Raw genomic sequence first — 20918 nt, 5'->3', positions numbered from 1 at the left:
TTAGCGGCCGTAGGCGCGGAGGATGCGCTCGGCTTCGCGCTGGGCGTCCTTCAAGGCGGCGTCCGCTGTCTTGGTGCCGGAGAGCGCCGCCTGCAGATTGTCGTTCAGGGCCTTGGTCACGCGCTGGTTGTCATGGGTGGACAGTTCGGCCACACCGTATTTCATCTGCTCGCGGGCGACGTCGGCGGCCGGGACATCCTGCAGGTACTTCTTCATTTCTGGCGTATCCCAGGCGTCCTGGCGCGGTGCCACGTAGCCGGTGGCGATCGACCACTGGGCCGCGCGCGCCGGTTCGGTGGCGAAGCGGATGAACTTCATGGCGGCCTGCTGCTCGGCCGGCGAAGTCTTGTTGAAGACATAGAAGTTGCCACCGCCGGTGGGGCTGCCCGGATGCTTGATGCCCGGCAGCATGGCCACGCCGAAGGGGAAGCTGGCATTGCTGCGGATATTGGTCAGGTTGCCGGTGGTGGTCCAGACCATGGCTGCCTTCTGCTCCAGGAAGTCCTTGGGCGTGGTGCCCCATTCGATGGCGCCGGCCGGCATGACCTTCTCGCGAGTGGTCAGGTCGACCCAGTGCTGCAGCGCCTGGACCGCGCCCGGCTTATCGAAGTAGGTCTTGGTACCGGCGCTGTTCATGAGCAGGGTGTCGTTGGAGGCCGTCATGGCCTGGAACATCCAGTAGCCGAAACCGGTCGAGGGGATCTTCACACCCCACTGGCTGACGTTGCCGGCGGCGTCACGCTTGGTGAGCTTCCTGGCGGCTTCGACCATCTCGTTCCAGGTGGCCGGGGCCTTCTCGGGGTTCAGGCCGGCTTCCTTGAACAGGGCCTTGTTGTAGTACATCACGATGGTCGAGCGCTGGAAGGGGATGCCCCAGGTCTTGCCTTCGGTCTGGCTGTTGTCCATGAAGCCCTTGTAGAAGCCATCGATCCACTTCTTGTCTTCGGCGCTGCTGGCCAGGCTGTCGATGGAGACAATGGCGTTCTCGTCGATCAGCGTGAACAGGTCGGTCGACAGCAGCACGGCCAGCGTGGGCGGGGTGCCGCCCTTGAAGGCGGTCAGCGCCTTGACGATGCTTTCCTGGTAGGTGCCGGCATAGATGGCCTTGACCTTGATGTCCGGGTTGGCCTTCTCGAAGTCGGCCACCATGCTGTCGATGGTCTTGGTCACCGCGCCACCGACGGCGACCGGGTAGTAGAAGCTGATCTCGACCGGGTTGGCCGCCAGGACCGGGGCGCTGAAGGCGGCGGTGACGGCCAGTGCGGCCAGGGATTTCAGGATGGTTCTACGCATGAGACATCTCCATGAGGGGAAGGTGGACTTGCAACGGAAAACAGGACGCGCATCAGCCATGGCGCAGGCCGCTGTCACGCGCGAAGAAGTACTGGTCGCGGGCATCCCAGGCCAGTCGTATCGCCGCGCCGGAGCGCAGGCTGTGCTGGCCCGGCACCCGCGCCATCAGGGATGCCTGGCCGATGCGTGCGGCCACGATGGTGTCGGCGCCGAAGTATTCGACCGTCTCCACCACCGCCGCCACGCCGTCATCGGCGATGCGGATGTGCTCCGGGCGCAGGCCCAGTTGCAGCGGCGTGTTGGCATCGTCCCTGACCCTGTGCGTACTGCCGGCGATGACCAGGCCTTGCGGGGAAGACTCCAGCGCCAGCAGGTTCATGGGCGGCGTGCCGATGAAGCGGGCCGCGAAGGCGCTGGCCGGTTGCGCATACAGCTGTGCGGGCGGCGCATCCTGTTCGATGCGGCCATCGCGCAGCAAGACCACCTGGTCGGCCATGCTCATGGCCTCGGTCTGGTCGTGGGTGACGTAGATCATGGTCATGCCGAGCTGCTGCTGCAGGGCGCGGATCTCGCGGCGCATTTCCTGGCGCAACTGGGCGTCGAGGTTGGAGAGCGGTTCATCCATCAGGCAGACCGGGGCGTCGGCGATGATGGCGCGACCCAGCGCTACCCGCTGTTGCTGGCCGCCGGAGAGCTGCGCCGGACGCCGGTCCAGCAGGTGCGACAGTCCCAGGATATCGGCCACGCGCTTGAGTCGCGCCTCATACCCCTGGCGCGGCTCCTTGCGCACCCGTACGCCGAAGAGGATGTTGTCGCGTACGCTCAGGTGCGGGAACAGGGCATAAGACTGGAACACCATCGAGATCTTGCGCTGCGCCGGCGGCAGCTGCGTCACATCCTTCCCGCCGATATGGATACGGCCGGCGCTGGGTTTGTCCAGTCCGGCGATCAGGCGCAGGGTGGTGGATTTGCCGCAGCCCGAAGGCCCCAGCAGGACGGTGAAATCCCCCGACTTCACCTCGATATCGATGCCCGTGATGCCCTGGGTCTGGGCCTCGCCCCAGTGCTTGCACAGGCCCTGCAAGGAGATGGCTGCCATTGCGGTTTCCCCGTGGTGATGGCTCAGGACGTGGCCAGGCTGCTGCGGCGGATATGCTCCACCAGCAGGCGCGCACTGGGTTCGTCGATGATCAGTTCGTTGATGAAGCCGCCGCGTAGCGCCGCCTTCAGGCCGGGCAGCTTGCCGGTGCCGGAGACCACGCAGATGGAATGCGGCGCGCGCTGGAAGCAGCCCAGGTCGGGGCCACTGCTGCGGGCATTGAGGGCGACGTCGCGCCAGCTGCCATCCTCGCGGAAGAACACCGTGGCGATGTCGCCTACCAGGCCTTCGTCGCGCAGGATCTGGCGTTCCTGTTCACCCAGGTAGCCAGCGGTATGGATGTAGCTGCCGGTGGCCTCGGCGCCGATGGAAAAGAGCAGGATGGAGGCGCGGTCCTGCAGGTCGCGGATGGCCTGGATGCTCTTTTCGCGCCACAGCGCGCTGCGGGTGTCGGCGTAGTCGAAGAAGGCCGGCACCGGGAAATGATGGGCGCGCGCGCCATAGTTCTGCGCCACCCGCGAGACGATCGATTCGCCAAAGGTATTGATGAAGCTGGCGCCACTGCCGGAGCCATTCAACTGCACCACGTCGACGTCATGCACATGACGCGGCAGCAACTGGTCGGCGATCTCCGAGACGGTGGTGCCCCAGGCCAGGCCGATGACCGACGAGGGCGTCACCAGCGCATTGACATAGGCGGCGGCATGGGCGGCCACGCGCTGCAGGGTTTCCTTGTCGCTGGCGGCGGCCGCCACCGGCACCACCTGGATGGAGCGCAGGCGGTAATGGGTGGCGATCAGGGTTTCCAGGTTGCCGGAGATTTCCTGCGGGTCGTGTACGCGGATTTCCACCAGGCCACGCTCCAGCGCATAGGACAGCAGGCGCGAGACGGTCGCCCGCGAGGTACCGATCTCGTCGGCGATGGCCGCCGTGGTCATGTTCTGGAAATAGTAGAGCCGTGCCACGCGCACGGCCATGTAGGCGGTTTCCTGCCTCTCCCCTTGGGCCATTTTCTTGTCCGGACGTCGAAAGTGATGCGAAATAGATAAATAGATAAGTAGGTGGTCTGTGTGCAGCGGCCGCCTGGCAACGTTTTCACGATGGTAGCGATCCTTTGTTACACCTTGATGAACAGATGTTCTTGGGGCGTGGGCAGGCGCATGGGGTGACGTATAAGGACATACGAAAAGCTTCGTTGGCCGCGCGGAGTGGCGTCCCTACACTGGCTAGCCTGCACCCGGAAGGTGCATCTCTGCCCGCCCATCAGATCACTACAAAAGGAGCCTCCATGACCCTTCTCTCCCGCCTGTCCGCCGTGCTCGCCTTGACGAGTTTTTGCCTGTCCGGCCTGGCCCATGGCGCCGATACCAGGACGTTGAAGGTAGGCGTGCGGGGTGGCACCGACGAACTGATCTGGCAGGTGGTGACCCAGGTGGCCAAGAAGAACGGGCTCAATGTCGAAGCCGTCGTCATCTCGGGCGCGGCCAGCCCCAACGAGGCGCTCAACAATGGCGACCTGGATGCCAATTCCTTCCAGCACATTCCCTTCCTGCGCGACCAGATCAAGCAGCGCGGCTACAAGCTCAGCGCCGTGGGCGATACCTATATCTCGCCGATCGCCTTCTATTCGAAGAAGTACAAGTCGCTCAAGGACCTGCCCGAGGGCGCCAAGGTGGCCATCCCCAATGACCCCAGCAACCAGACCCGCGCCCTGGTGATCCTGCGCGACGCCGGCCTGATCACCTTGCGCGAGGGCTTCGATCCCTACACCGGCACGGCCTCGCTGTCGGATATCAGCGGCTACCGCAAGAAGATCAACCTGATCGAAAGCGCCTCGGTGGTGCTGGCGCGCTCGCTGGAGGATGTCGATGCTGCTGCCATCGTCAATACCTTCGCCTACCAGGCCGGCCTGATCGCCACGCGTGACGGCATCGCGGTGGAAAAGCGTGAGCAGAATCCCTACGTCAACATCATCGTGGTGCGCGAACAGGACAAGAATGCCCCCTGGGTCGCACCGCTGGTGAAGGCCTACCAGTCCGAGGAAGTGCGCCAGTTCATCCAGAAGCAGTTCAATGGCTCGGTGGTGCCGGTATTTTGAGTATCGCCGCCCTGATCCGTGGCGGCATCAGCCTGCCGGCACGCCGTCGCAAGGTGCCGTCGCTGACGCCAGTGGCGACGCCCACGTCTGACGCCGCGACGGCATCGCGCCCGGGTGACACCCACATCACCCTGCGCGAGGTCGGCAAGCACTATGCCGCGCCGACCGGGAGCGTGCAGGCCCTGAGCGGGATCGACTTCAGCGTGGCCCGTGGCGAGATCTTCGGCATCATCGGGCGTAGCGGTGCCGGCAAGTCGACCCTGCTGCGCACCCTCAATGCGCTGGAGGCGGTGTCCTCGGGCCAGGTCCTGGTCAACGGCATCGATGTCGGCACGCTCGACGAAGCGGGGCTGGTGGCCCTGCGGCGGCGCATCGGCATGATCTTCCAGCACTTCAACCTGCTCTCGGCCAAGACCGTGCGCGAGAACATCGGTCTGCCGTTGCGGGTGGCGGGTGTGCCGCCCGATCGCATCCGGACCAGGGTGGATGCATTGCTGGAACTGGTCGGGCTGGCCGACAAGGCCGATGTCTACCCGGCCAGATTGTCGGGCGGGCAGAAGCAGCGCGTGGGTATCGCCCGCGCGCTGGTACACGAGCCCGACATCCTCCTTTGCGACGAGGCCACCTCGGCACTCGATCCCGAGACCACCCAATCCATCCTGGCGCTATTGCGCCAGGTCAGCCAGGCCATGGGTTTGACGGTGGTATTGATCACCCATGACATGGCGGTAATCCGTGAAATCTGCGACCGCGTGCTGGTGCTGGACCAGGGGCGGGCCGTGGAGCTGGGCGAGGTGTGGCGGGTGTTCGGCCAGCCGCAGGCCGATGCCACGCGCGCGCTGCTCAGTCCCTTGCTGCACGGGGTTCCGACCGACCTGGCGGCGCGACTGGTGGACGATCTGCGCGGTAGTCCGGGCCAGGCGCTGGTCAGTCTGCATGTCGATGGCAGCGCGGCGGTCCAGGGTCTGCCCCTGCCGCTGCTGGCGCAGTTGGGGCCGCAGGCGGTGCTGGTCCATGGCGGGCTGGACCGCATTCGCGGACACTCGCAAGGCGAACTGCTGTTCCTGTTGCCGGCGCAGGACCTGGCGCGCGTGCGCCAGTCATTCGAGGCCGGCCAGGGGGCCGGTCGTATCAAGGTGATTGCCTATGTCCCTGCCTGAACTCGACAAGTATGTCCTGGCCTTCTTCCAGACCCTGCTGATGGTGGGCAGTGCCGCGGTGCTGGCCATCCTGCTGGGACTGGCCCTGGCAGTGGTGCTGACGGTGACAGCGCGCCACCATCTCTACCCCCGGCCACGCCTGCACCGGGCCTTGTCGGTGACGGTCAACGTGTTCCGGGCAGTGCCTTTCATCATCATGCTGGTGGCGCTGCTGCCGGTGACGCGCTGGCTGGTCGGCACCACCCTGGGCACCTGGGCGGCGGTGGTGCCGCTGACGGTGAACCTGCTGCCTTTCTATGCCCGCATCGCCCAGGTCTCGCTCAACGAGGTCGATGGCGGACTGGTGGAAGCGGCCCGCGCCATGGGGTGCCGGCGCTGGCACATCGTGCGCCATGTGCTGCTGCCCGAGGCCTTGCCGGGCATCGTCGGTGGCATGACGGTGAGCGTCATCGCCATGATCAATGCCTCGGCCATGGCCGGGGCGGTGGGGGCTGGTGGCCTGGGCGACCTGGCCATCCGCTATGGCTATGAACGCTACGAGACGCGGGTGATGTTCGAGGTCATCGTGATCCTCATCGCGCTGGTGTCGGTGATCCAGTTCACCGGGGAGGCGATTGCACGGCGGCTGGATCACCGGCGCTGAGCGTGGCCGGATGCCCCAGACGAAAAAAATGCGACGCCGTGGCGTCGCATTTTTTCTTGCGGATCCTGCGGTCACTTCAGTGACGCATCATCCGGCGCATCACGATGGGAGGCGCATCCAGCGGATTGGCCCGGGTGTACTCCAGTTCCGGCGCGATCTCGAAGCCGAAGGCGGCATACAGGTCCACCAGCCTGGCCTGGTCATGGCGCACCGCCAGCCGCAGCTCGCGCACATCGGCCGCTTGCGCCCGGTGGATCAGTGCTTCCATCAGGTGCTGCGACAGGCGCTCGCCCCGGAAGGCCGGGGCGATGCCCATGCGACGGATTTCCCAGACATCGCTCTCGGTATCGAGCGGGATCCAGCGCACCGAACCGGCCGGCGTTTCACCGCGCAGCAGGATGAAGGCGCCGCCATGCTGCAGGTCCTCGGCCACGTGATCGGCAGCCTCGCGGTGGCCGGACGAGTTCGCCGCCACCTTGTTGGCCCAGCTGTGCCGGGTCAGGTCGGCGATGAGGATGGTGTCCTCGGAGGTGGCTTCGCGGATGAGCAGGTCCATACTGGAGACTCCCTTCAGGCCGGCAGCGCCTTAGCGCACCCGCATGCCCGGCTCGGCGCCCGGCCACGGATTGAGCACGTAGATGCCCGGATTGGCCTTCTCGTCCTTGGCCGAGGCTGCCAGCACCATGCCTTCGGAGACGCCGAACTTCATCTTGCGCGGCGCCAGGTTGGCCACCATCACCGTCAGCTTGCCGACCAGTTCTTCCGGCTTGTAGGCCGAGGCGATGCCCGAGAAGACGTTGCGGGTGCGGCCTTCGCCGGCATCCAGGGTCAGGCGCAGCAGCTTGGTGGAGCCTTCCACGGCTTCGCAGTTGACGATCTTGGCAATGCGCAGATCGACCTTGGCGAAGTCGTCGATGGAGATCTCGGGGGCCAGTTCCTCGATGGCGCTTTCTTCGGCAGCGGCGGCTGCGGGGGCTTCCGGTGCCTCGAACAGGGCATCGAGCATCTTGGGATCGACGCGCTGCATCAGGTGCGAGTAGGCGTTGATGACATGGCCATCGGCCAGCGGCACGGTCACGTCGCCCCACTGGAAGGGCTGGACCTTGAAGAAGGCTTCCACCTGTGCGGCCAGTTGCGGCAGCACCGGCTTGAGGTAGACGGTCAGGATGCGGAAGGCTTCCAGCAGGCGGCTGCAGACTTCGTGCAGTTGCGCGTCGCGGGCCGTGTCCTTGGCCAGTTCCCAGGGCTTGTTGGCATCCACATAGGCGTTGATGGCGTCGGCCTGTTCCATCACCAGGCGCAGGGCCTTGCCGTATTCACGCTGCTCGTAGAGGCCGCGGATTTCATCGGCCACGCCGCGCAGCTTGCCCAGGAAGGCGTCGTCGCCCGTGGCCCACTGGGTCGAGACGCGACCTTCGAAGCGCTTGGCGATGAAGCCGGCGGCACGGCTGGCGATGTTGACGTACTTGCCGATCAGGTCGGCGTTGACGCGGGCGACGAAGTCATCCGGGTTGAAGTCCACGTCCTCGACCTTGGCATTCAGCTTGGCGGCGATGTAGTAGCGCAGCCATTCCGGGTTCATGCCGATATCCAGGTAGCGCAGCGGCGAGATGCCGGTGCCGCGCGACTTGGACATCTTCTCGCCGCTGACCGTGATGAAGCCGTGCGCGAAGACGTTGTTGGGCGTCTTGCGGCCGGCGAATTTCAGCATGGCGGGCCAGAACAGGGTGTGGAAATAGGTGATGTCCTTGCCGATGAAGTGGTACTGCTCGGTCTTCTCGTCGGCCATGAAGGCGTCGAAATCACGACCGGTCTTGCCGAAGTAGTTCTTCAGCGAGGCCAGGTAGCCGATCGGCGCGTCCAGCCAGACATAGAAGTACTTGCCCGGTGCATCGGGGATCTCGATGCCGAAGTAGGGCGCGTCACGGCTGATGTCCCAGTCGCCCAGGCCGCCTTCGCCGTCCAGCCATTCGCGGGCCTTGTTGGCCACTTCCGGTTGCAGGCGGTTGCTCTCCAGCGCCCATTCGCGCAGGAATTCCACGCACTTGGGGTCGGACAGCTTGAAGAAGAAGTGTTCCGACGACTTCATCACCGGGGTCGCGCCGGACAGCGTCGAGTACGGGTTCTTCAGGTCGGTCGGTGCGTAGACGGCGCTGCAGTTCTCGCAGGAGTCGCCGTACTGGTCCTTGGTACCGCACTTGGGGCATTCGCCCTTGATGTAGCGGTCCGGCAGGAACATGTTCTTGACCGGGTCATAGAACTGGTCGATGGTCTTGGTCGAGATCAGCTTGGCCTCGTCGCGCAGGGCGCGATAGATTTCCTGCGACAGCTCGTGGTTCTCGGGGCTGTCGGTGGAGCTCCAGTTGTCGAAGGCGATATGGAAGCCGTCCAGGTACTGCTTGCGACCGGCAGCGATGTTGGCCACGAATTGCTGCGGCGTGATGCCGGCCTTCTCGGCGGCGATCATGATGGGCGCACCGTGGGCATCGTCGGCGCCGACGAAATGGACCTCATTGCCCTGCATTCGCTGGAACCGGACCCAGATGTCGGCCTGGATATATTCCATGATGTGGCCGATGTGGAACGCGCCGTTGGCGTAGGGGAGTGCGGTTGTGACGAAGAGTTGGCGAGGTGCAGTTGTACTCATTGGCAATACGGACGATGCGATGGGTGGATAAAGGGCGACGTTTTGCGTGGCCGAAGGGAGTCATTCTATCAGTCGATGGCGATCCGGCGCAGTAGTTGCTTGATTGCAAGGAAAATCCGGTTGCGGATGGGCTTGCATTGATCCCGTCACAGGGCGGCGCGGGCGCGATTGCGATAGACTTGCGGGTTCTGAGCAAGGAGAATCAATGAGCATCACAGTGGAAGAGGTCAAGGCGGCACTGTTGCAGGTGATCGACCCCAATACCGGCCGGGATCTGATCCGCGGCAAGGAAGCGCGCAACATCCGTGTCGACGGTGGCCGCGTGCTGCTGGACGTGGAGCTGGGTTACCCGGCCGCCAGCCAGCTGGAACCCATCCGCCAGATGGTGGAAGAGGCCCTGGGCAAGCTGCCCGGCGTCACCGCCGTGGAGGCCAACGTCCAGTTCAAGATCGTGGCCCATGCCGTGCAGCGCGGCATCAAGCTCAAGAGCAACGTCAAGAACATCATTGCGGTCGCCTCCGGCAAGGGCGGGGTGGGCAAGTCGACCACCGCCGTCAACCTGGCGCTGGCGCTGTCGGCCGAGGGCGCGCGCGTGGGCATCCTGGATGCCGACATCTATGGCCCCTCGCAACCGATGATGATGGGTATTTCGGGCCAGCCCGAGACCAAGGATGGCAAGACCATGGAGCCGCTGGAAAACCACGGCCTGCAGGTCTCCTCCATCGGTTTCATGATCGACCCGGACGAACCCATGGTCTGGCGCGGTCCCATCGTCACCCAGGCCCTGCAGCAACTGCTGGACCAGACCAACTGGCGCGAGCTCGATTACCTCATCGTCGACATGCCCCCCGGCACCGGCGACGTGCAACTGACGCTGTCGCAGAAGGTGCCGGTCACCGGTGCGGTCATCGTGACCACGCCCCAGGACATCGCCTTGCTGGACGCGCGCAAGGGCTTGCGCATGTTCGAGAAGGTCGGCATCCCCATCCTGGGCATCGTGGAAAACATGAGCATGCACGTCTGCTCCAACTGCGGCCATGCCGAGCCCATCTTTGGCGTGGGCGGCGGCGAGAAGATGTGCGCCGACTTCGGCGTGGACTTCCTGGGCGCCTTGCCGCTGACCATGGAAATCCGCCAGCAGACCGACTCCGGCACCCCCACCGTGGTGGCCGATCCGCAGGGCAAGGTCGCCGAGATCTACAAGGCCATCGCCCGCAAGGTCGCCGTGAAGGTGGCCGAAAAGGCGCGCGACATGTCCAGCAAGTTCCCCACCATCGTGGTGCAGAACGACTGAACATTCCAGCCAGGGCGGGCCGCCGGCATGGCGTGCCCGCCTGCAAAGGCGTTAAAATGACGTCTTTCCGATTGAACCCTTGACCGTTGTACGGCTTTGGCATGCCAAGGCCGTTTTGGTTTTTTATTCCCGATCATGACTGCCACTCAAGTACGTACCCGTTTCGCTCCCAGTCCCACCGGCTACCTGCACCTGGGCGGCGCCCGCACGGCGCTGTTCTCCTGGGCCTATGCCCGTCGCTTCGGCGGCACCTTCGTGCTGCGCATCGAAGACACCGACGTCGAGCGTTCCACCCCGGAAGCAGTGCAGGCCATCATCGAGGGCATGCAATGGCTGGGCCTGGCGCATGACGAAGGCCCGTTCTACCAGATGAAGCGCATGGACCGTTACCGCGAGGTGGTGGGCCAGATGCTGGAGCAGGGCACGGCCTATCACTGCTACTGCACGCCCGAGGAAGTCGAAGCCATGCGCGAGCGCCAGCGCGCCGCCGGCGAGAAGCCGCGCTACGACGGCACCTGGCGTCCGGAGCCGGGCAAGACCCTGCCGGCCATTCCCGCAGACCGCAAGCCGGTGGTACGTTTCAAGAACCCGCAAGAGGGCGAGGTCAGCTGGAACGACGTGGTCAAGGGCCCCATCACCATCTCCAACCGCGAGCTGGACGACCTGGTGATCGCCCGCCCGGACGGTACCCCGACCTACAACTTCTGTGTGGTGGTGGACGACTGGGACATGAAGATCACCCACGTCATCCGTGGCGACGACCACGTCAACAACACCCCGCGCCAGATCAACATCCTCAAGGCCCTGGGCGGCACGCTGCCTGAATACGGCCACGTGCCCATGATCCTGGGCGCCGACGGTGAAAAGCTCTCCAAGCGCCACGGCGCGGTCAGCGTGATGGACTACCCGGCCCAGGGCTACCTGCCCGAAGCGATGCTGAACTACCTGGCCCGCCTGGGCTGGAGCCATGGCGACGACGAGATCTTCTCGATGCAGCAGTTCTGCGAATGGTTCGACCTGGACCACCTGACCAAGGCCCCGGCGCAATTCAATCCGGAAAAGCTGAACTGGCTCAACAACCACTACATCAAGCTGGCCGACAACGCCCGCCTGGCCGGCCTGGTGCGCCCGCAGCTGGAGCAGCAGGGCGCCGCCTTCGACGGCGCGCCGGCGCTGGAAGCCGTGATCGCCTTGTTGAAGGACCGCGCCAACACCGTCAACGAGATCGCCGCCGCCGCGCTGATGTTCTACCGCCAGCCGGCCCCGGACGCCGCCCTGGTGGCCCAGCACATCACCGACGCCATCAAGCCGGCCCTGGCCGACTTTGCCCAGCGCGTCGCCACCGTGGAATGGACCAAGGAAGCGATCGCCCCGATGATCAAGGAAGTATTGGCCGCGCACGGCATCAAGATGCCGCAGCTGGCCATGCCCCTGCGCCTGATCGTCGCCGGTCAATTGCAGACTCCGGCCATTGACGCCGTGCTGCAATTGTTCGGTCGTGAGGCTGTGGCGGCACGTTTGGCAGCTTATCTTTAAAAAAAAGAAATTATTTTTGAAAAAGCTGTTGTCTTTTGAAAAGAGGTATTGCATAATCTCGCTTCTTCGCAACGGGGGTATAGCTCAGCTGGGAGAGCGCTTGCATGGCATGCAAGAGGTCAGCGGTTCGATCCCGCTTACCTCCACCAGCGACCCGCAGATGTTTGGCGGTGATATTTCAGGCGAAGCTTGAGATGTTGAAGTAAGAAGATGTAGTTGAAGTACCTGCTTGTCCCCTTCGTCTAGAGGCCTAGGACATCACCCTTTCACGGTGAGTACGGGGGTTCGAATCCCCCAGGGGACGCCAGATTTTGATATCTGTGCTGTCACCCAGCAAGCAGCACAGGTATGAAGAAGTACAGTGTCCCCTTCGTCTAGAGGCCTAGGACATCACCCTTTCACGGTGAGTACGGGGGTTCGAATCCCCCAGGGGACGCCAGGTAAGAAATAGTCCGGCTACGGTCGGGCTATGTAAGTCCAGCGATGTGCTGAGCACATCGCGTGGGGATTCGAAGGGAATCGCTTGAAAGCGATTCCGCGGCCCGCAGAATGTGGGCGAATCCCCCAGGGGACGCCAGGTTGTAAGGCAGTCCGGTAGCCGCCGGGTTGTTGGAAAGTTGAAGTAGTCTGATTATTCAGGCTACCTTGAGGTTGGATAGTCCGGAGTTTGGGACTTTTCCTTTCGCAGGGGGTATAGCTCAGCTGGGAGAGCGCTTGCATGGCATGCAAGAGGTCAGCGGTTCGATCCCGCTTACCTCCACCAGCGACCCACATGGAAATGTGGGGTGAATTAGTGGAAGAGCTGATTCGAGGAAGTTTGTAGTTGTAACCGTTTTGTCCCCTTCGTCTAGAGGCCTAGGACATCACCCTTTCACGGTGAGTACGGGGGTTCGAATCCCCCAGGGGACGCCAAATAAAAAAGCCCGCGCAAGCGGGCTTTTTTGTTTGGTGGCGCCTAGCGATGTGCTGAGCACATCGCGGGGGGGATTCGAAAGGTTTCGCTTGCAAGCGAAACCGGGCCCGCGGCACGTGGGCGAATCCTTCGCTCGCGCAGCGAGCGTTAGAGGGCAGTGGAATGCGCACCGAACGCAATCCAAGCCAAGCAAGTCAATCCAGATCAACTCAGATCAATTCAGATCAATCCGCTCAAACCACCTCAGCCACGGCAATATTCCGATATTGCCCCCTGAAATACAGCAATGGCTGCCCATCAGCCGCATCTTGCGTATCCAATCCCTTCACCTCACCAATCACGATCACGTGATCCCCCGCAGCATGTTCCGCATGCACCTGGCAATCCAGCCAAGACAGGCTACCGGCAATGACCGGATTGCCCAGCGCTGACCTCGTCCATTCAATCCCGGCCCATTTGTCCCCGCCGCGCCGGGCGAATTGCGAGGAAACCCCGATCTGCTCCTCCGACAGGATATTGACGGCGAACCGTCCCGCCGCGCGAATCCTGGGAAGGCTGGCCGATCCGGACATGACGCAGAAGGACACCAGTGGCGGACTCATCGACACGCTATAGAACGACTGGCAGGTGAAGCCGACAGGCTCGTCATCGACCAGGGAGGTGATCACGGTGATGCCGGAGGCAAAATGCCCGAGCGCCTCGCGCAAGCGTGAGGGGGCGATGGCAGGACTGGAAATGGACATGGCAGGAAGCAATGGCAGGTACGGTGTGACAGAGCCCGTGCGGCTCTTCTGGTATGGCCGTCGCGATTTGCACGCGACGGCCATGGCCCGGGGCAGTGTTATCGCGCCAGCTCTTGACGGATGATTTCCGCGCCGGCACTCAATGCATTGAGCTTGCCCCTGGCCACGTCACGCGGCAAGGGCGCCATGCCGCAGTTGGTGCAAGGGTAGAGCTTGTCGGCATCGACGAACTGCAACGCCTTGCGCAGGGTATCGGCGACTTCCTCCGGGGTCTCGATGGTATGGCTCGCCACGTCGATGGCCCCGACCATCACCTTCTTGCCCCGGATCAGTTCAATCAGATCCATGGGCACATGGGAGTTGTGGCATTCCAGCGAAACGATATCGATGCCGGATTGCTGCAGCTTGGGGAAGGCCTCTTCATATTGACGCCACTCCGAGCCCAGCGTCTTCTTCCAGTCCGTATTGGCCTTGATGCCATAGCCATAGCAGATATGCACGGCCGTCTCGCACTTGAGGCCTTCGATGGCCCGCTCCAGGGTGGCGACACCCCAGTCATTGACCTCGTCGAAGAAGACATTGAATGCCGGCTCGTCAAACTGGATGATATCGACCCCCGCGGCCTCCAGCTCCCTGGCTTCCTGGTTGAGGATCTTGGCGAACTCCCAGGCCAGTTTTTCGCGGCTCTTGTAATGGGCGTCATAGAGCGTATCGATCATGGTCATGGGACCTGGCAGCGCCCACTTGATGGGCTGGCTGGTCTGCTGGCGCAGGAAGCGGGCATCGTCGACAAAGACCGGCTTCTGGCGCGATACGGCGCCCACCACGGTCGGTACGCTGGCGTCGTAGCGGTCGCGGATCCTGACGGTCTCGCGTTTGGCGAAATCGACGCCGTCCAGGTGCTCGATGAAGGTCGTCACGAAATGCTGGCGCGTCTGCTCGCCATCGCTGACGATATCGATGCCGGCGTGTTGCTGCTCCTGCAGCGCCAGGCGCAAGGCATCCTGCTTGCCATGGCGAAGTTCGTCACCTTGCAGTTTCCAGGGCGACCAGAGCTTTTCAGGTTCGGCCAGCCAGGATGGTTTGGGCAGGCTGCCGGCAGTGGAGGTGGGTAAGAGTTTTTTCACGGTAGATGACCTGGTGTGTGGGATGAATCAGTGCGCGGCGTGGGCGGACCATTGCGCCAGTACCGCCTGGTAAGGCTTGATGAAGTGCTCCTCGGCGAAGCGGCCCTGCTCGACCGCCAACCGGCTGCGCTCCTCGCGGTCATAGACGATCCGCGTCAACGAGTAGTCCTGGTGCTTCAGGCTGGGTTGATAGGATTTGCCGGCAGCAGAATTGGCGTTGTAGATCTCGGGCCGATAGATCTTCTGGAAGGTATCCATCGTGCTGATGGTGCTGATCAGTTCCAGATTGGTGTAGTCGCCCAGCAGGTCGCCGGAGAAATAGAAGGCCAGCGGCGCGGCGCTGTTGGGTGGCATGAAATAGCGCACCTGCAAGCCCATCTTCCTGAAGTAGTCATCGGTGAGGGAGTACGCGTCCTGCACGTATTCCACGCCCAGGACCGGATGCCGGTTTTCAGTGCGCTCATAGGTCTTGCTGCTGGACACGCTCAGGCAGATCACGGGCGGCTTGCTGAAATGGGCCTGGTAGGCGTCCGAATTGACGAAGGACTTGAACAGCTTGCCGTGCAGGTCGCCAAAGTCCTCCGGCGCGCTGAAGGCCGGCTGGTCCTTGTTGCGCTCCAGCAGGACCACGCTGAAGTCATAGTCACGCACGTAGGACGAGAAGTTGTTCCCCACGATGCCGGCGATGTGCTCGCCGGTGCGGCGATCGATGATCGTGGTCTTGAGGATCTCGATCAGGGGGAGGGCGTTGCCAGTGTTTTCGCCATCGACATTCATTCCGACCGAGATGATGTCCAGCCGGACCTGATAACGATCGCCGGTGGGATTGTCCCAATGCGCCAGGGCATTGAAACGGTTGTCGATCATCCTGAAGGTGTTGCGCAGGTTTTCCTGGCGACTCGCCCCCCTGGCCAGATTGGCGAAGTTGGTGGTGATGCGCGTATTGTCCGAGGGACGATAGTCCTCGTCGAAACTGATGCACTTGATGGCAAATGTGAATTCTTTGTTCATGATGATCCTTACCCGGATTTCCGCATTGACGATGTTCGAAACGGATTTTAGGTGGGGTCATCCATGAAAAAAAAGTGATTTGATTTCATAAAACCATTAGGTGTACTCATGGATTGGGGTGGCGTACCGGTCTTCTAGTCGCCTGCCTCATCAAGCAGAACCTTAATATGGCGCATCAACTCCCGCCTATCCCTATCCTCGTTTGTCCTCCGCCCAACAGTCCTTCGGGAGCGTTTACGTTATGCTCCTGAGAAACACCGCCCCGGACCGGTGCATAGACAGACAACGACAGGAGTACACATGACAGCCGCAGCCCAACTCGATATCGACAGCCGTGGCGTGGCCACCATCACGCTGAACCGGCCTGATGTCCACAATGCCTTCGACGACCAGCTCATTGCCCATCTGATCGAACTGATCAACCAGGCCGGTCAGGATCCGCGCACCCGCGTGCTGCTGCTGGCCTCGACCGGCAAGTCCTTCTCGGCCGGCGCCGACCTGGCCTGGATGCGCCGCATGGCCGATGCTTCGCGCGAGGACAATCTGCGCGATGCCCGCCAGCTGGCGAAGCTGATGGAGACCCTCAATGGTTTTTCTGCGCCCACGGTGGCCAAGGTGCAGGGGGCGGTGATGGGGGGCGGTGTGGGCCTGGTGTCATGCTGCGATATTGCCGTGGCCTCCGAGACGGCTTTCTTTGCGCTCTCCGAGGTCAAGCTGGGCCTGGCGCCCGCGGCCATCAGCCCGTACGTGATCGCCAAGATGGGGGTGTCGCAGGCGCGCCGCTTTTTCGTCTCCGGCGAGCGCTTCTCGGCCGTGCGGGCGGCGGCTGTCGGCCTGGTGCATGAAGTGGTGTCGCCGGCCGAGCTGGAAGTGAAGGTCATGCAGATCATCGATACCCTGCTGGCCAATGGACCGCAAGCCATGCGTGCGGCCAAGCAACTGGTGCAGGTGGCCAATCCGCTGCGGGTCACGCCCGAACTGGCCGACTATACCGCCGGTGTGATCGCCGACCTGCGCGCTTCCGAGGAGGGACGTGAAGGCTTGCGTGCCTTCCTGCACAAGGATGTGCCGGCCTGGATCCGCTCCGGCAAGTGAGACCGGTGGCTGCCCTCGGGGCGTTCAGGCCTCGACCGCGTCCAGCGGCCAGGCCAGCGACAGGGGCGTAAGCCGCAGGCCGAAGCGCGCTGCTGTCTCCAGGCTGGCTCCGGCATCACGCGGGGCGGCGATACGCGCCAGCAGGTCGCTGACCGAGCGCTGCAGCGCCGGACAGGGCAGCGCCTGCAGGGAGGCCCGCTGCAAAGGCAGGTCGCCACCATTGGCCAGCCGCGCAAGTTGCGCCAGGCTGTGTTCTTCGGGGCCGCCCAGCTCATACAGGCCGGGCGTACCTTCCCCTAGTGCCGCGGCTTCGGCGATGGTGGCGACATCCCCCAGGTTGATCGGACGGCTGGTGCGCTCCGGGTCCCCATAGAGGATCACCGGCGCCGCCGGTCCCGGTTGCAGCAATGCCTGTTCGAACGGCAGCGGTTGCGGGCTGCCCCGCACCACCGGACCCAGACGGAAGATCACGCTGCCCGGCAGCGGTCGCAAGGCGGCTTCGGCCAGGCCCTTGGCGCGCAGGTACCAGTTCTCCGAGGCCGCATCGGCTGCCAGCGATGAAAAATACACCACCCGTGTCGCCCGTTCTCCCACCGCCTGTGCCACCTGGCGGGCAGTATCGACCATGCCTTGCTGGTAGTGCTCCCAGTGACTGGCGCCGCAGACCCCGGTCAGCAGCACCACCGCATCGGCGGCGGCGATGGCCTCGGCACTGCGCGGGTTGGTGGTCCAGTCGCTGATGACGTCGTCAGCCACCAGGGGCGCCGGTTGACGCACCAGCGCCGTGGCATGCACGCCGGAGTCGCGCAGTAGGAGCAGCAACAGGCGGGCGGTGGCACTGTTGGCGCCGGCGACCACTACGCGGCGAGGACGCGAGGGAGAAATCAGCTTCATGGAGACTCCTTGGGGGAGGATGCCGGCAGGCCCCTTCCTGGAAGGGCCGTGTTCCGGGAAAGTCAGCGCCGTGCCAGCGTGATGGCGCGCTCCGGGCAGGCTTTGACGCACAGGCCGCAGCCACGGCAGGCGTCGGCGTTGGGGGTATAGGCGACCTGCATGCCATGCACGCGCAGCTTGAACTTGCCCAGCCAGCCCAGGGTGGCGAAGTCGCTATCGTCGATGCGACGTACTTCGAATACGTTCTCGGGGCAGACCGGCACGCAGTCGGCCTTGCCTTCGCAACGCTTGAGGTTGACCACCGGCACGATCACGCCAGGGGCTTGCTTGCAGTCGCTGGCCTTGGAGGAGGAGGTGGCTGGCATGCTCACTCCTGCTCGCGGCCACGGCCGAAGCGGCCCATGCGTGCGTGGCAGCGTTCGCGCTCCTCGGGGGTCATGGCCTGCCAGCGGGCGCGCATCAGGCGGCGCTTTTCGCGCCAGCCACCGGGGCGTCCACGGAAGCCGCCGAAGAGAATGCGGCACAACACCAGCAAGCCCAGCGCGCGCCAGAAGCCGATCTCGGCCACGCCGGGGAAGATCGGCGGCATCACCCAGTTCCACAGGTACATGACCACCGCACCCAGCAGGGGCACGCACAGCAGTACCACCACCAGCTTGAGTGCCCACCAGCGCGCACCGAAGCGGCAGCGCGAGCGTTCACGATTGTCCATTTGATCCTGGTCCATCATTCCATCTCCAATTCGTCATAAATCGCCTGCAGGCGCTCGCGCAGATGCAGGACTGCATAGCGCTTGCGCGCCAGTAGGGTGTTCAGGCTGGTGCCGCTGGCGGCGGCCATTTCCTTGAAACTCTTGCCATCGAGTTCATGCGCGATGAAGACTTCGCGCTGGGCCTCGGGCAATTCATTGAGGGCTGCCTGCAGTGCTTCCAGCAGGGTGGCCCGCACGTAGGCGGCCTCGGGGCCGTCGGCGCTGGCCGGCAAGACCAGGTCCAGCCGCCAGGCGCTGTCGGCACCGTCGTAGTCGTCGGCATCGCTGGCCTCGGCCAGCGGTTCTTCCTTCTTCTTGCGGAAGCGGTCGATGATGCGGTTGCGCGCTACCCGGAACAGCCAGGCGCTGACCTGCTCGATGGGTTCGGGCAGGCGGTAGGCCTGGACGAATTCATAGAACACCTCCTGCAGGATGTCCTCGGCCTCGCCGGCATCGGCCACCCGGCGGCGGATGAAGCCGCCCAGCCGCGATCGCTCGCGCAATACGGTGGCGGTTATCTCGCGGTCCTGGTCGCTCATGGCCTGGGAGGTGGAAATCGGCTGCATGCCCTGAAGACGGATCATCTTCGCGCATATTGTGGCGTCGCCGAAAAATGGGTGGATAGCGCGATTCTAGCGGCTATCGGGGCAGGGAGGAGGGCGAGGGGGAGTGCGCCGCCAACAGGACTTGCCGGCAAGGCGGCAAGGCAAGTCCTGTCAGCGCAGATACGGCGCGATCAATGCTGCTCGAAGACTCGGATGGCCAACACCAGCATGGCCACGCGCTCTTCCATGTCGGCGACGGCGGCGGCCGAGTGTTCGACCATGTCGGCATTCTTCTGGGTCATCTCGTCCAGCATCAGGGCCGACTGGCTGACCTGGGCCACGCCCTGGCTCTGTTCGGCGGTGCTGCTGGAAATCTCGCCGATCAGGGCGCTCAGACCCTTCACCTCGGAGACGATGGTCTGCATGGCCAGGCCGCCCTGTTCCGCGCGCCGGGCGCCAGCCTGGCTCTGCGAGACGCTTTCGGCGATCAGCTGCTTGATATCGCGCGCGGCCTTGGCGCTGCGCTGGGCCAGTACGCGCACTTCACCGGCCACCACGGCAAAGCCGCGACCGGCTTCACCCGCCCGGGCCGCCTCGACGGCGGCATTGAGGGCGAGGATGTTGGTCTGGAAGGCCAGGCTGTCGATGAGGCCGTTGATCTCGCCGATCTGGGCCGAGGAATCGGCAATCTGGTGCATGGTATTGACGACCTGCATGACGATCTCGCCCCCCTGGGTGGCCGCATCACTGGTCTGGCGGGCCAGCGCATTGGCGCTTTGGGCCGTGTCGGCGCTGTGGCGCATGGCGGTGGCCATTTCTTCGGCAGCGGCAGCGGTCTGTTGCAGATGGGCATGGGTCTCGGCCGTACGCTGGCGCAGGGAGATGTTGTCGCCGGCGATCTGCTGGTTGGCCAGGCTCAGGCCGTGGACCTGGGCTGACACGTCATCGATGAGGGCGCGCAGGTTCAGTCCGGCCTGGTTGGTGGCGCGCAGCAGGAGACCGATTTCGTCGACCCGGTTCAGGGAGTGGGCTTCTCCGGGTTGCCCGGAGGCGACCGCCTTGGCTTGCGCCAGGACCTGTTGCAGGGGGGCCGAGATGCTGCGCTCCAGCCAGATGCCGGCACCCAGCAGTGTCACCAGCACACCGGCTGACAGCGCCACGGCTTGTCCCGGCAGCAGCACGGGAAGTGCCACTGCGCTGGTGCCCACGCCTGCCAGGGCCAGCCGCAGGCGCCAGCGTACCGGCATCACCTGGCCCAGGCGTGTCCACGCGCCCAGGCCCCGGCGCACCACCAGGCCCTTGTAGAAGGCCAGGCTGCCGGCCTGCCCTTCGCGAAAGCGCCGATAGAGCGACGCCGCCGCGTTGATTTCAGCGGACTGTGGCCGTGTACGAACCGACAGATAGCCGTGGACCTGACCGTTGCGGCGGATCGGCGTGACATTGGCGCGTACCCAGTAATGCTGGCCATCGGCGCGGCGGTTCTTCACCAGGGCGGTCCAGGCATCGCCGCGGCGCAGGGTCGACCACATGTCGGCAAAGGCTTCCCTGGGCATGTCGGGATGGCGCACGATGTTGTGGGGCTGGCCCATCAGGTCTTCGCGCGTGTAGCCGCTGATGTCGACAAAGGTGGCGTTGGCGTAGGTGAGCTTGCTGCTGGTGTCGGTGCTGGACATCAGGGTGGCGCGGCCGGGGTAGGGGTAGCCGGTTTCATCATCCCCGGGCAAGGCGAGCCTGGGGACGGCACGCAATGGATCGCTGGTGGCGGCAAAGTCGGCGGGGAGGTCGTTGATTTTCATGTTGGCGAATCGATGGCAAAGCAAGGCCCTGCCCGCGCACGGCGAGATGCGCGGGAATGACGTGGATGAAAAGAACGGGTGAGGACGGGTGAGGGCAGCGGGTTCCGGCTTGCCGGGGTGTCGGTGCGAGGCTGCCTCGGCGAGGCAGCCTCAGATGTCTGGTTTGGTGATGCTGAACATTGGACTCCCTCGGCGACGGCGGTGGGGCCGACCTGCGGCCGGCCTGATGTTATCCCTCAGGACAGCAGGGGTAATGAGAATGGGTCACTGTAT

The 20918-nt window shown here is 64.0% G+C and carries 19 protein-coding genes and 5 tRNA genes; 11 read left to right on the top strand and 13 right to left on the bottom strand.

All coding sequences use genetic code 11. The annotated features are described in order from the left end of the window. From ACIPHN_RS17275 to ACIPHN_RS17265, 3 genes are read right to left on the bottom strand one after another with little or no spacing between them, the layout of a single operon-like run. Window positions 1-1293, bottom strand: a complete 1293-nt coding sequence (locus tag ACIPHN_RS17275) for an ABC transporter substrate-binding protein (protein ID WP_400437941.1) — start codon at window positions 1291-1293, stop codon at window positions 1-3. Between the two features lie 52 nt (window positions 1294-1345). Next, entirely contained in the window at window positions 1346-2392 is a 1047-nt protein-coding gene (locus ACIPHN_RS17270) for an ABC transporter ATP-binding protein (RefSeq protein WP_400437940.1), read from the bottom strand. Window positions 2393-2415: 23 nt separating this feature from the next. Next, window positions 2416-3402 (bottom strand): sugar-binding transcriptional regulator, encoded by a 987-nt coding sequence (locus ACIPHN_RS17265; RefSeq protein WP_400437939.1) that lies wholly within the window; start codon window positions 3400-3402, stop codon window positions 2416-2418. A 278-nt stretch (window positions 3403-3680) separates the two neighbouring features. On the opposite strand from ACIPHN_RS17265, the gene ACIPHN_RS17260 reads away from it, so the two are divergent. The 3 genes from ACIPHN_RS17260 to ACIPHN_RS17250 all read left to right on the top strand — a co-directional run bounded on the left by ACIPHN_RS17260 (window position 3681) and on the right by ACIPHN_RS17250 (window position 6293). Then, window positions 3681-4490 carry a MetQ/NlpA family ABC transporter substrate-binding protein gene (locus tag ACIPHN_RS17260; RefSeq protein ID WP_400437938.1) on the top strand — a complete coding sequence of 270 codons (810 nt, stop codon included), beginning with the start codon at window positions 3681-3683 and terminating at the stop codon, window positions 4488-4490. Between the two features lie 62 nt (window positions 4491-4552). Beyond that, entirely contained in the window at window positions 4553-5650 is a 1098-nt protein-coding gene (locus ACIPHN_RS17255; RefSeq protein ID WP_400438018.1) for a methionine ABC transporter ATP-binding protein, read from the top strand. Next, entirely contained in the window at window positions 5637-6293 is a 657-nt protein-coding gene (locus tag ACIPHN_RS17250) for a methionine ABC transporter permease (protein WP_400437937.1), read from the top strand. The genes ACIPHN_RS17255 and ACIPHN_RS17250 overlap by 14 nt, the downstream gene beginning before the upstream one ends. Before the next feature lie 76 nt (window positions 6294-6369). Here the strand turns inward: ACIPHN_RS17250 and ACIPHN_RS17245 are convergent, their stop codons facing one another. Further along, a complete protein-coding gene (locus tag ACIPHN_RS17245) occupies window positions 6370-6849 on the bottom strand; it encodes a GNAT family N-acetyltransferase (protein ID WP_400437936.1) in 480 nt (159 codons plus the stop codon). 30 nt (window positions 6850-6879) lie between these two features. After that, complete coding sequence (metG, locus tag ACIPHN_RS17240) at window positions 6880-8940, bottom strand: methionine--tRNA ligase (RefSeq protein WP_400437935.1); 2061 nt, start codon at window positions 8938-8940, stop codon at window positions 6880-6882. 205 nt (window positions 8941-9145) lie between these two features. On the opposite strand from metG, the gene apbC reads away from it, so the two are divergent. The 7 genes from apbC to ACIPHN_RS17205 all read left to right on the top strand — a co-directional run bounded on the left by apbC (window position 9146) and on the right by ACIPHN_RS17205 (window position 12682). Further along, window positions 9146-10234, top strand: a complete 1089-nt coding sequence (gene apbC, locus ACIPHN_RS17235; protein WP_400437934.1) for an iron-sulfur cluster carrier protein ApbC — start codon at window positions 9146-9148, stop codon at window positions 10232-10234. A gap of 135 nt (window positions 10235-10369) precedes the next feature. Continuing rightward, window positions 10370-11770 (top strand): glutamate--tRNA ligase, encoded by a 1401-nt coding sequence (gene gltX / locus ACIPHN_RS17230; RefSeq protein ID WP_400437933.1) that lies wholly within the window; start codon window positions 10370-10372, stop codon window positions 11768-11770. Between the two features lie 73 nt (window positions 11771-11843). Then, a tRNA-Ala gene (locus ACIPHN_RS17225) sits at window positions 11844-11919 on the top strand. 82 nt (window positions 11920-12001) lie between these two features. Beyond that, window positions 12002-12077: transfer RNA gene (locus ACIPHN_RS17220), tRNA-Glu, on the top strand. 56 nt (window positions 12078-12133) lie between these two features. Continuing rightward, window positions 12134-12209 (top strand) — tRNA-Glu (locus ACIPHN_RS17215). A gap of 248 nt (window positions 12210-12457) precedes the next feature. Then, window positions 12458-12533 (top strand) — tRNA-Ala (locus tag ACIPHN_RS17210). 73 nt (window positions 12534-12606) lie between these two features. Next, window positions 12607-12682 (top strand) — tRNA-Glu (locus tag ACIPHN_RS17205). 234 nt (window positions 12683-12916) lie between these two features. On the opposite strand, the gene ACIPHN_RS17200 is transcribed toward ACIPHN_RS17205, so the two are convergent. From ACIPHN_RS17200 to ACIPHN_RS17190, 3 genes are all read right to left on the bottom strand, one after another. Then, window positions 12917-13426: a flavin reductase family protein gene (locus tag ACIPHN_RS17200; RefSeq protein WP_400437932.1), complete on the bottom strand. Its 510-nt coding sequence runs from the start codon at window positions 13424-13426 to the stop codon at window positions 12917-12919. Between the two features lie 98 nt (window positions 13427-13524). Further along, window positions 13525-14553, bottom strand: a complete 1029-nt coding sequence (locus ACIPHN_RS17195; protein ID WP_400437931.1) for a methionine synthase — start codon at window positions 14551-14553, stop codon at window positions 13525-13527. 27 nt (window positions 14554-14580) lie between these two features. Beyond that, window positions 14581-15564, bottom strand: coding sequence for a DUF1852 domain-containing protein (locus tag ACIPHN_RS17190; protein WP_400437930.1), 984 nt, complete (start codon window positions 15562-15564; stop codon window positions 14581-14583). A 300-nt stretch (window positions 15565-15864) separates the two neighbouring features. Between ACIPHN_RS17190 and ACIPHN_RS17185 the strand changes: the two genes are divergently transcribed. Continuing rightward, window positions 15865-16659, top strand: coding sequence for an enoyl-CoA hydratase-related protein (locus ACIPHN_RS17185; RefSeq protein ID WP_400437929.1), 795 nt, complete (start codon window positions 15865-15867; stop codon window positions 16657-16659). Between the two features lie 24 nt (window positions 16660-16683). Here the strand turns inward: ACIPHN_RS17185 and ACIPHN_RS17180 are convergent, their stop codons facing one another. The 5 genes from ACIPHN_RS17180 to ACIPHN_RS17160 form a co-directional block, all read right to left on the bottom strand. Then, the gene (locus tag ACIPHN_RS17180; protein ID WP_400437928.1) at window positions 16684-17553 is read right to left on the bottom strand and encodes an NAD(P)H-binding protein; all 870 of its coding nucleotides are present in this window, start codon (window positions 17551-17553) and stop codon (window positions 16684-16686) included. Between the two features lie 62 nt (window positions 17554-17615). After that, window positions 17616-17918: a 4Fe-4S dicluster domain-containing protein gene (locus ACIPHN_RS17175; protein WP_400437927.1), complete on the bottom strand. Its 303-nt coding sequence runs from the start codon at window positions 17916-17918 to the stop codon at window positions 17616-17618. A gap of 2 nt (window positions 17919-17920) precedes the next feature. Beyond that, the gene (locus ACIPHN_RS17170; protein WP_400437926.1) at window positions 17921-18280 is read right to left on the bottom strand and encodes a hypothetical protein; all 360 of its coding nucleotides are present in this window, start codon (window positions 18278-18280) and stop codon (window positions 17921-17923) included. After that, the gene (locus ACIPHN_RS17165; protein WP_400438016.1) at window positions 18280-18870 is read right to left on the bottom strand and encodes an RNA polymerase sigma factor; all 591 of its coding nucleotides are present in this window, start codon (window positions 18868-18870) and stop codon (window positions 18280-18282) included. The genes ACIPHN_RS17170 and ACIPHN_RS17165 overlap by 1 nt, the downstream gene beginning before the upstream one ends. 170 nt (window positions 18871-19040) lie before the next feature. Then, complete coding sequence (locus ACIPHN_RS17160) at window positions 19041-20645, bottom strand: methyl-accepting chemotaxis protein (protein ID WP_400437925.1); 1605 nt, start codon at window positions 20643-20645, stop codon at window positions 19041-19043. Window positions 20646-20918: the final 273 nt, after the last annotated feature.

The sequence above is a fragment of the Herbaspirillum sp. NPDC087042 genome, from assembly GCF_044745245.1.
Classification (GTDB): domain Bacteria; phylum Pseudomonadota; class Gammaproteobacteria; order Burkholderiales; family Burkholderiaceae_D; genus Herbaspirillum.
Note: the sequence above shows the minus strand (reverse complement) of the source record. Positions and strands in the feature narration are given on the sequence as shown.

Bases quoted from the DNA above. Each gene is read 5' to 3' on its own strand.
- ACIPHN_RS17180 (WP_400437928.1), bottom strand. From the start codon at position 17,553: ATGAAGCTGATTTCTCCCTCGCGTCCTCGCCGCGTAGTGGTCGCCGGC.
- ACIPHN_RS17170 (WP_400437926.1), bottom strand. From the start codon at position 18,280: ATGGACCAGGATCAAATGGACAATCGTGAACGCTCGCGCTGCCGCTTC.
- ACIPHN_RS17175 (WP_400437927.1), bottom strand. From the start codon at position 17,918: ATGCCAGCCACCTCCTCCTCCAAGGCCAGCGACTGCAAGCAAGCCCCT.
- apbC (WP_400437934.1), top strand. From the start codon at position 9,146: ATGAGCATCACAGTGGAAGAGGTCAAGGCGGCACTGTTGCAGGTGATC.
- ACIPHN_RS17250 (WP_400437937.1), top strand. From the start codon at position 5,637: ATGTCCCTGCCTGAACTCGACAAGTATGTCCTGGCCTTCTTCCAGACC.
- ACIPHN_RS17165 (WP_400438016.1), bottom strand. From the start codon at position 18,870: ATGCAGCCGATTTCCACCTCCCAGGCCATGAGCGACCAGGACCGCGAG.
- ACIPHN_RS17270 (WP_400437940.1), bottom strand. From the start codon at position 2,392: ATGGCAGCCATCTCCTTGCAGGGCCTGTGCAAGCACTGGGGCGAGGCC.
- ACIPHN_RS17185 (WP_400437929.1), top strand. From the start codon at position 15,865: ATGACAGCCGCAGCCCAACTCGATATCGACAGCCGTGGCGTGGCCACC.
- ACIPHN_RS17200 (WP_400437932.1), bottom strand. From the start codon at position 13,426: ATGTCCATTTCCAGTCCTGCCATCGCCCCCTCACGCTTGCGCGAGGCG.
- ACIPHN_RS17260 (WP_400437938.1), top strand. From the start codon at position 3,681: ATGACCCTTCTCTCCCGCCTGTCCGCCGTGCTCGCCTTGACGAGTTTT.
- ACIPHN_RS17190 (WP_400437930.1), bottom strand. From the start codon at position 15,564: ATGAACAAAGAATTCACATTTGCCATCAAGTGCATCAGTTTCGACGAG.
- ACIPHN_RS17265 (WP_400437939.1), bottom strand. From the start codon at position 3,402: ATGGCCCAAGGGGAGAGGCAGGAAACCGCCTACATGGCCGTGCGCGTG.
- metG (WP_400437935.1), bottom strand. From the start codon at position 8,940: ATGAGTACAACTGCACCTCGCCAACTCTTCGTCACAACCGCACTCCCC.
- gltX (WP_400437933.1), top strand. From the start codon at position 10,370: ATGACTGCCACTCAAGTACGTACCCGTTTCGCTCCCAGTCCCACCGGC.
- ACIPHN_RS17160 (WP_400437925.1), bottom strand. From the start codon at position 20,645: ATGAAAATCAACGACCTCCCCGCCGACTTTGCCGCCACCAGCGATCCA.
- ACIPHN_RS17245 (WP_400437936.1), bottom strand. From the start codon at position 6,849: ATGGACCTGCTCATCCGCGAAGCCACCTCCGAGGACACCATCCTCATC.
- ACIPHN_RS17275 (WP_400437941.1), bottom strand. From the start codon at position 1,293: ATGCGTAGAACCATCCTGAAATCCCTGGCCGCACTGGCCGTCACCGCC.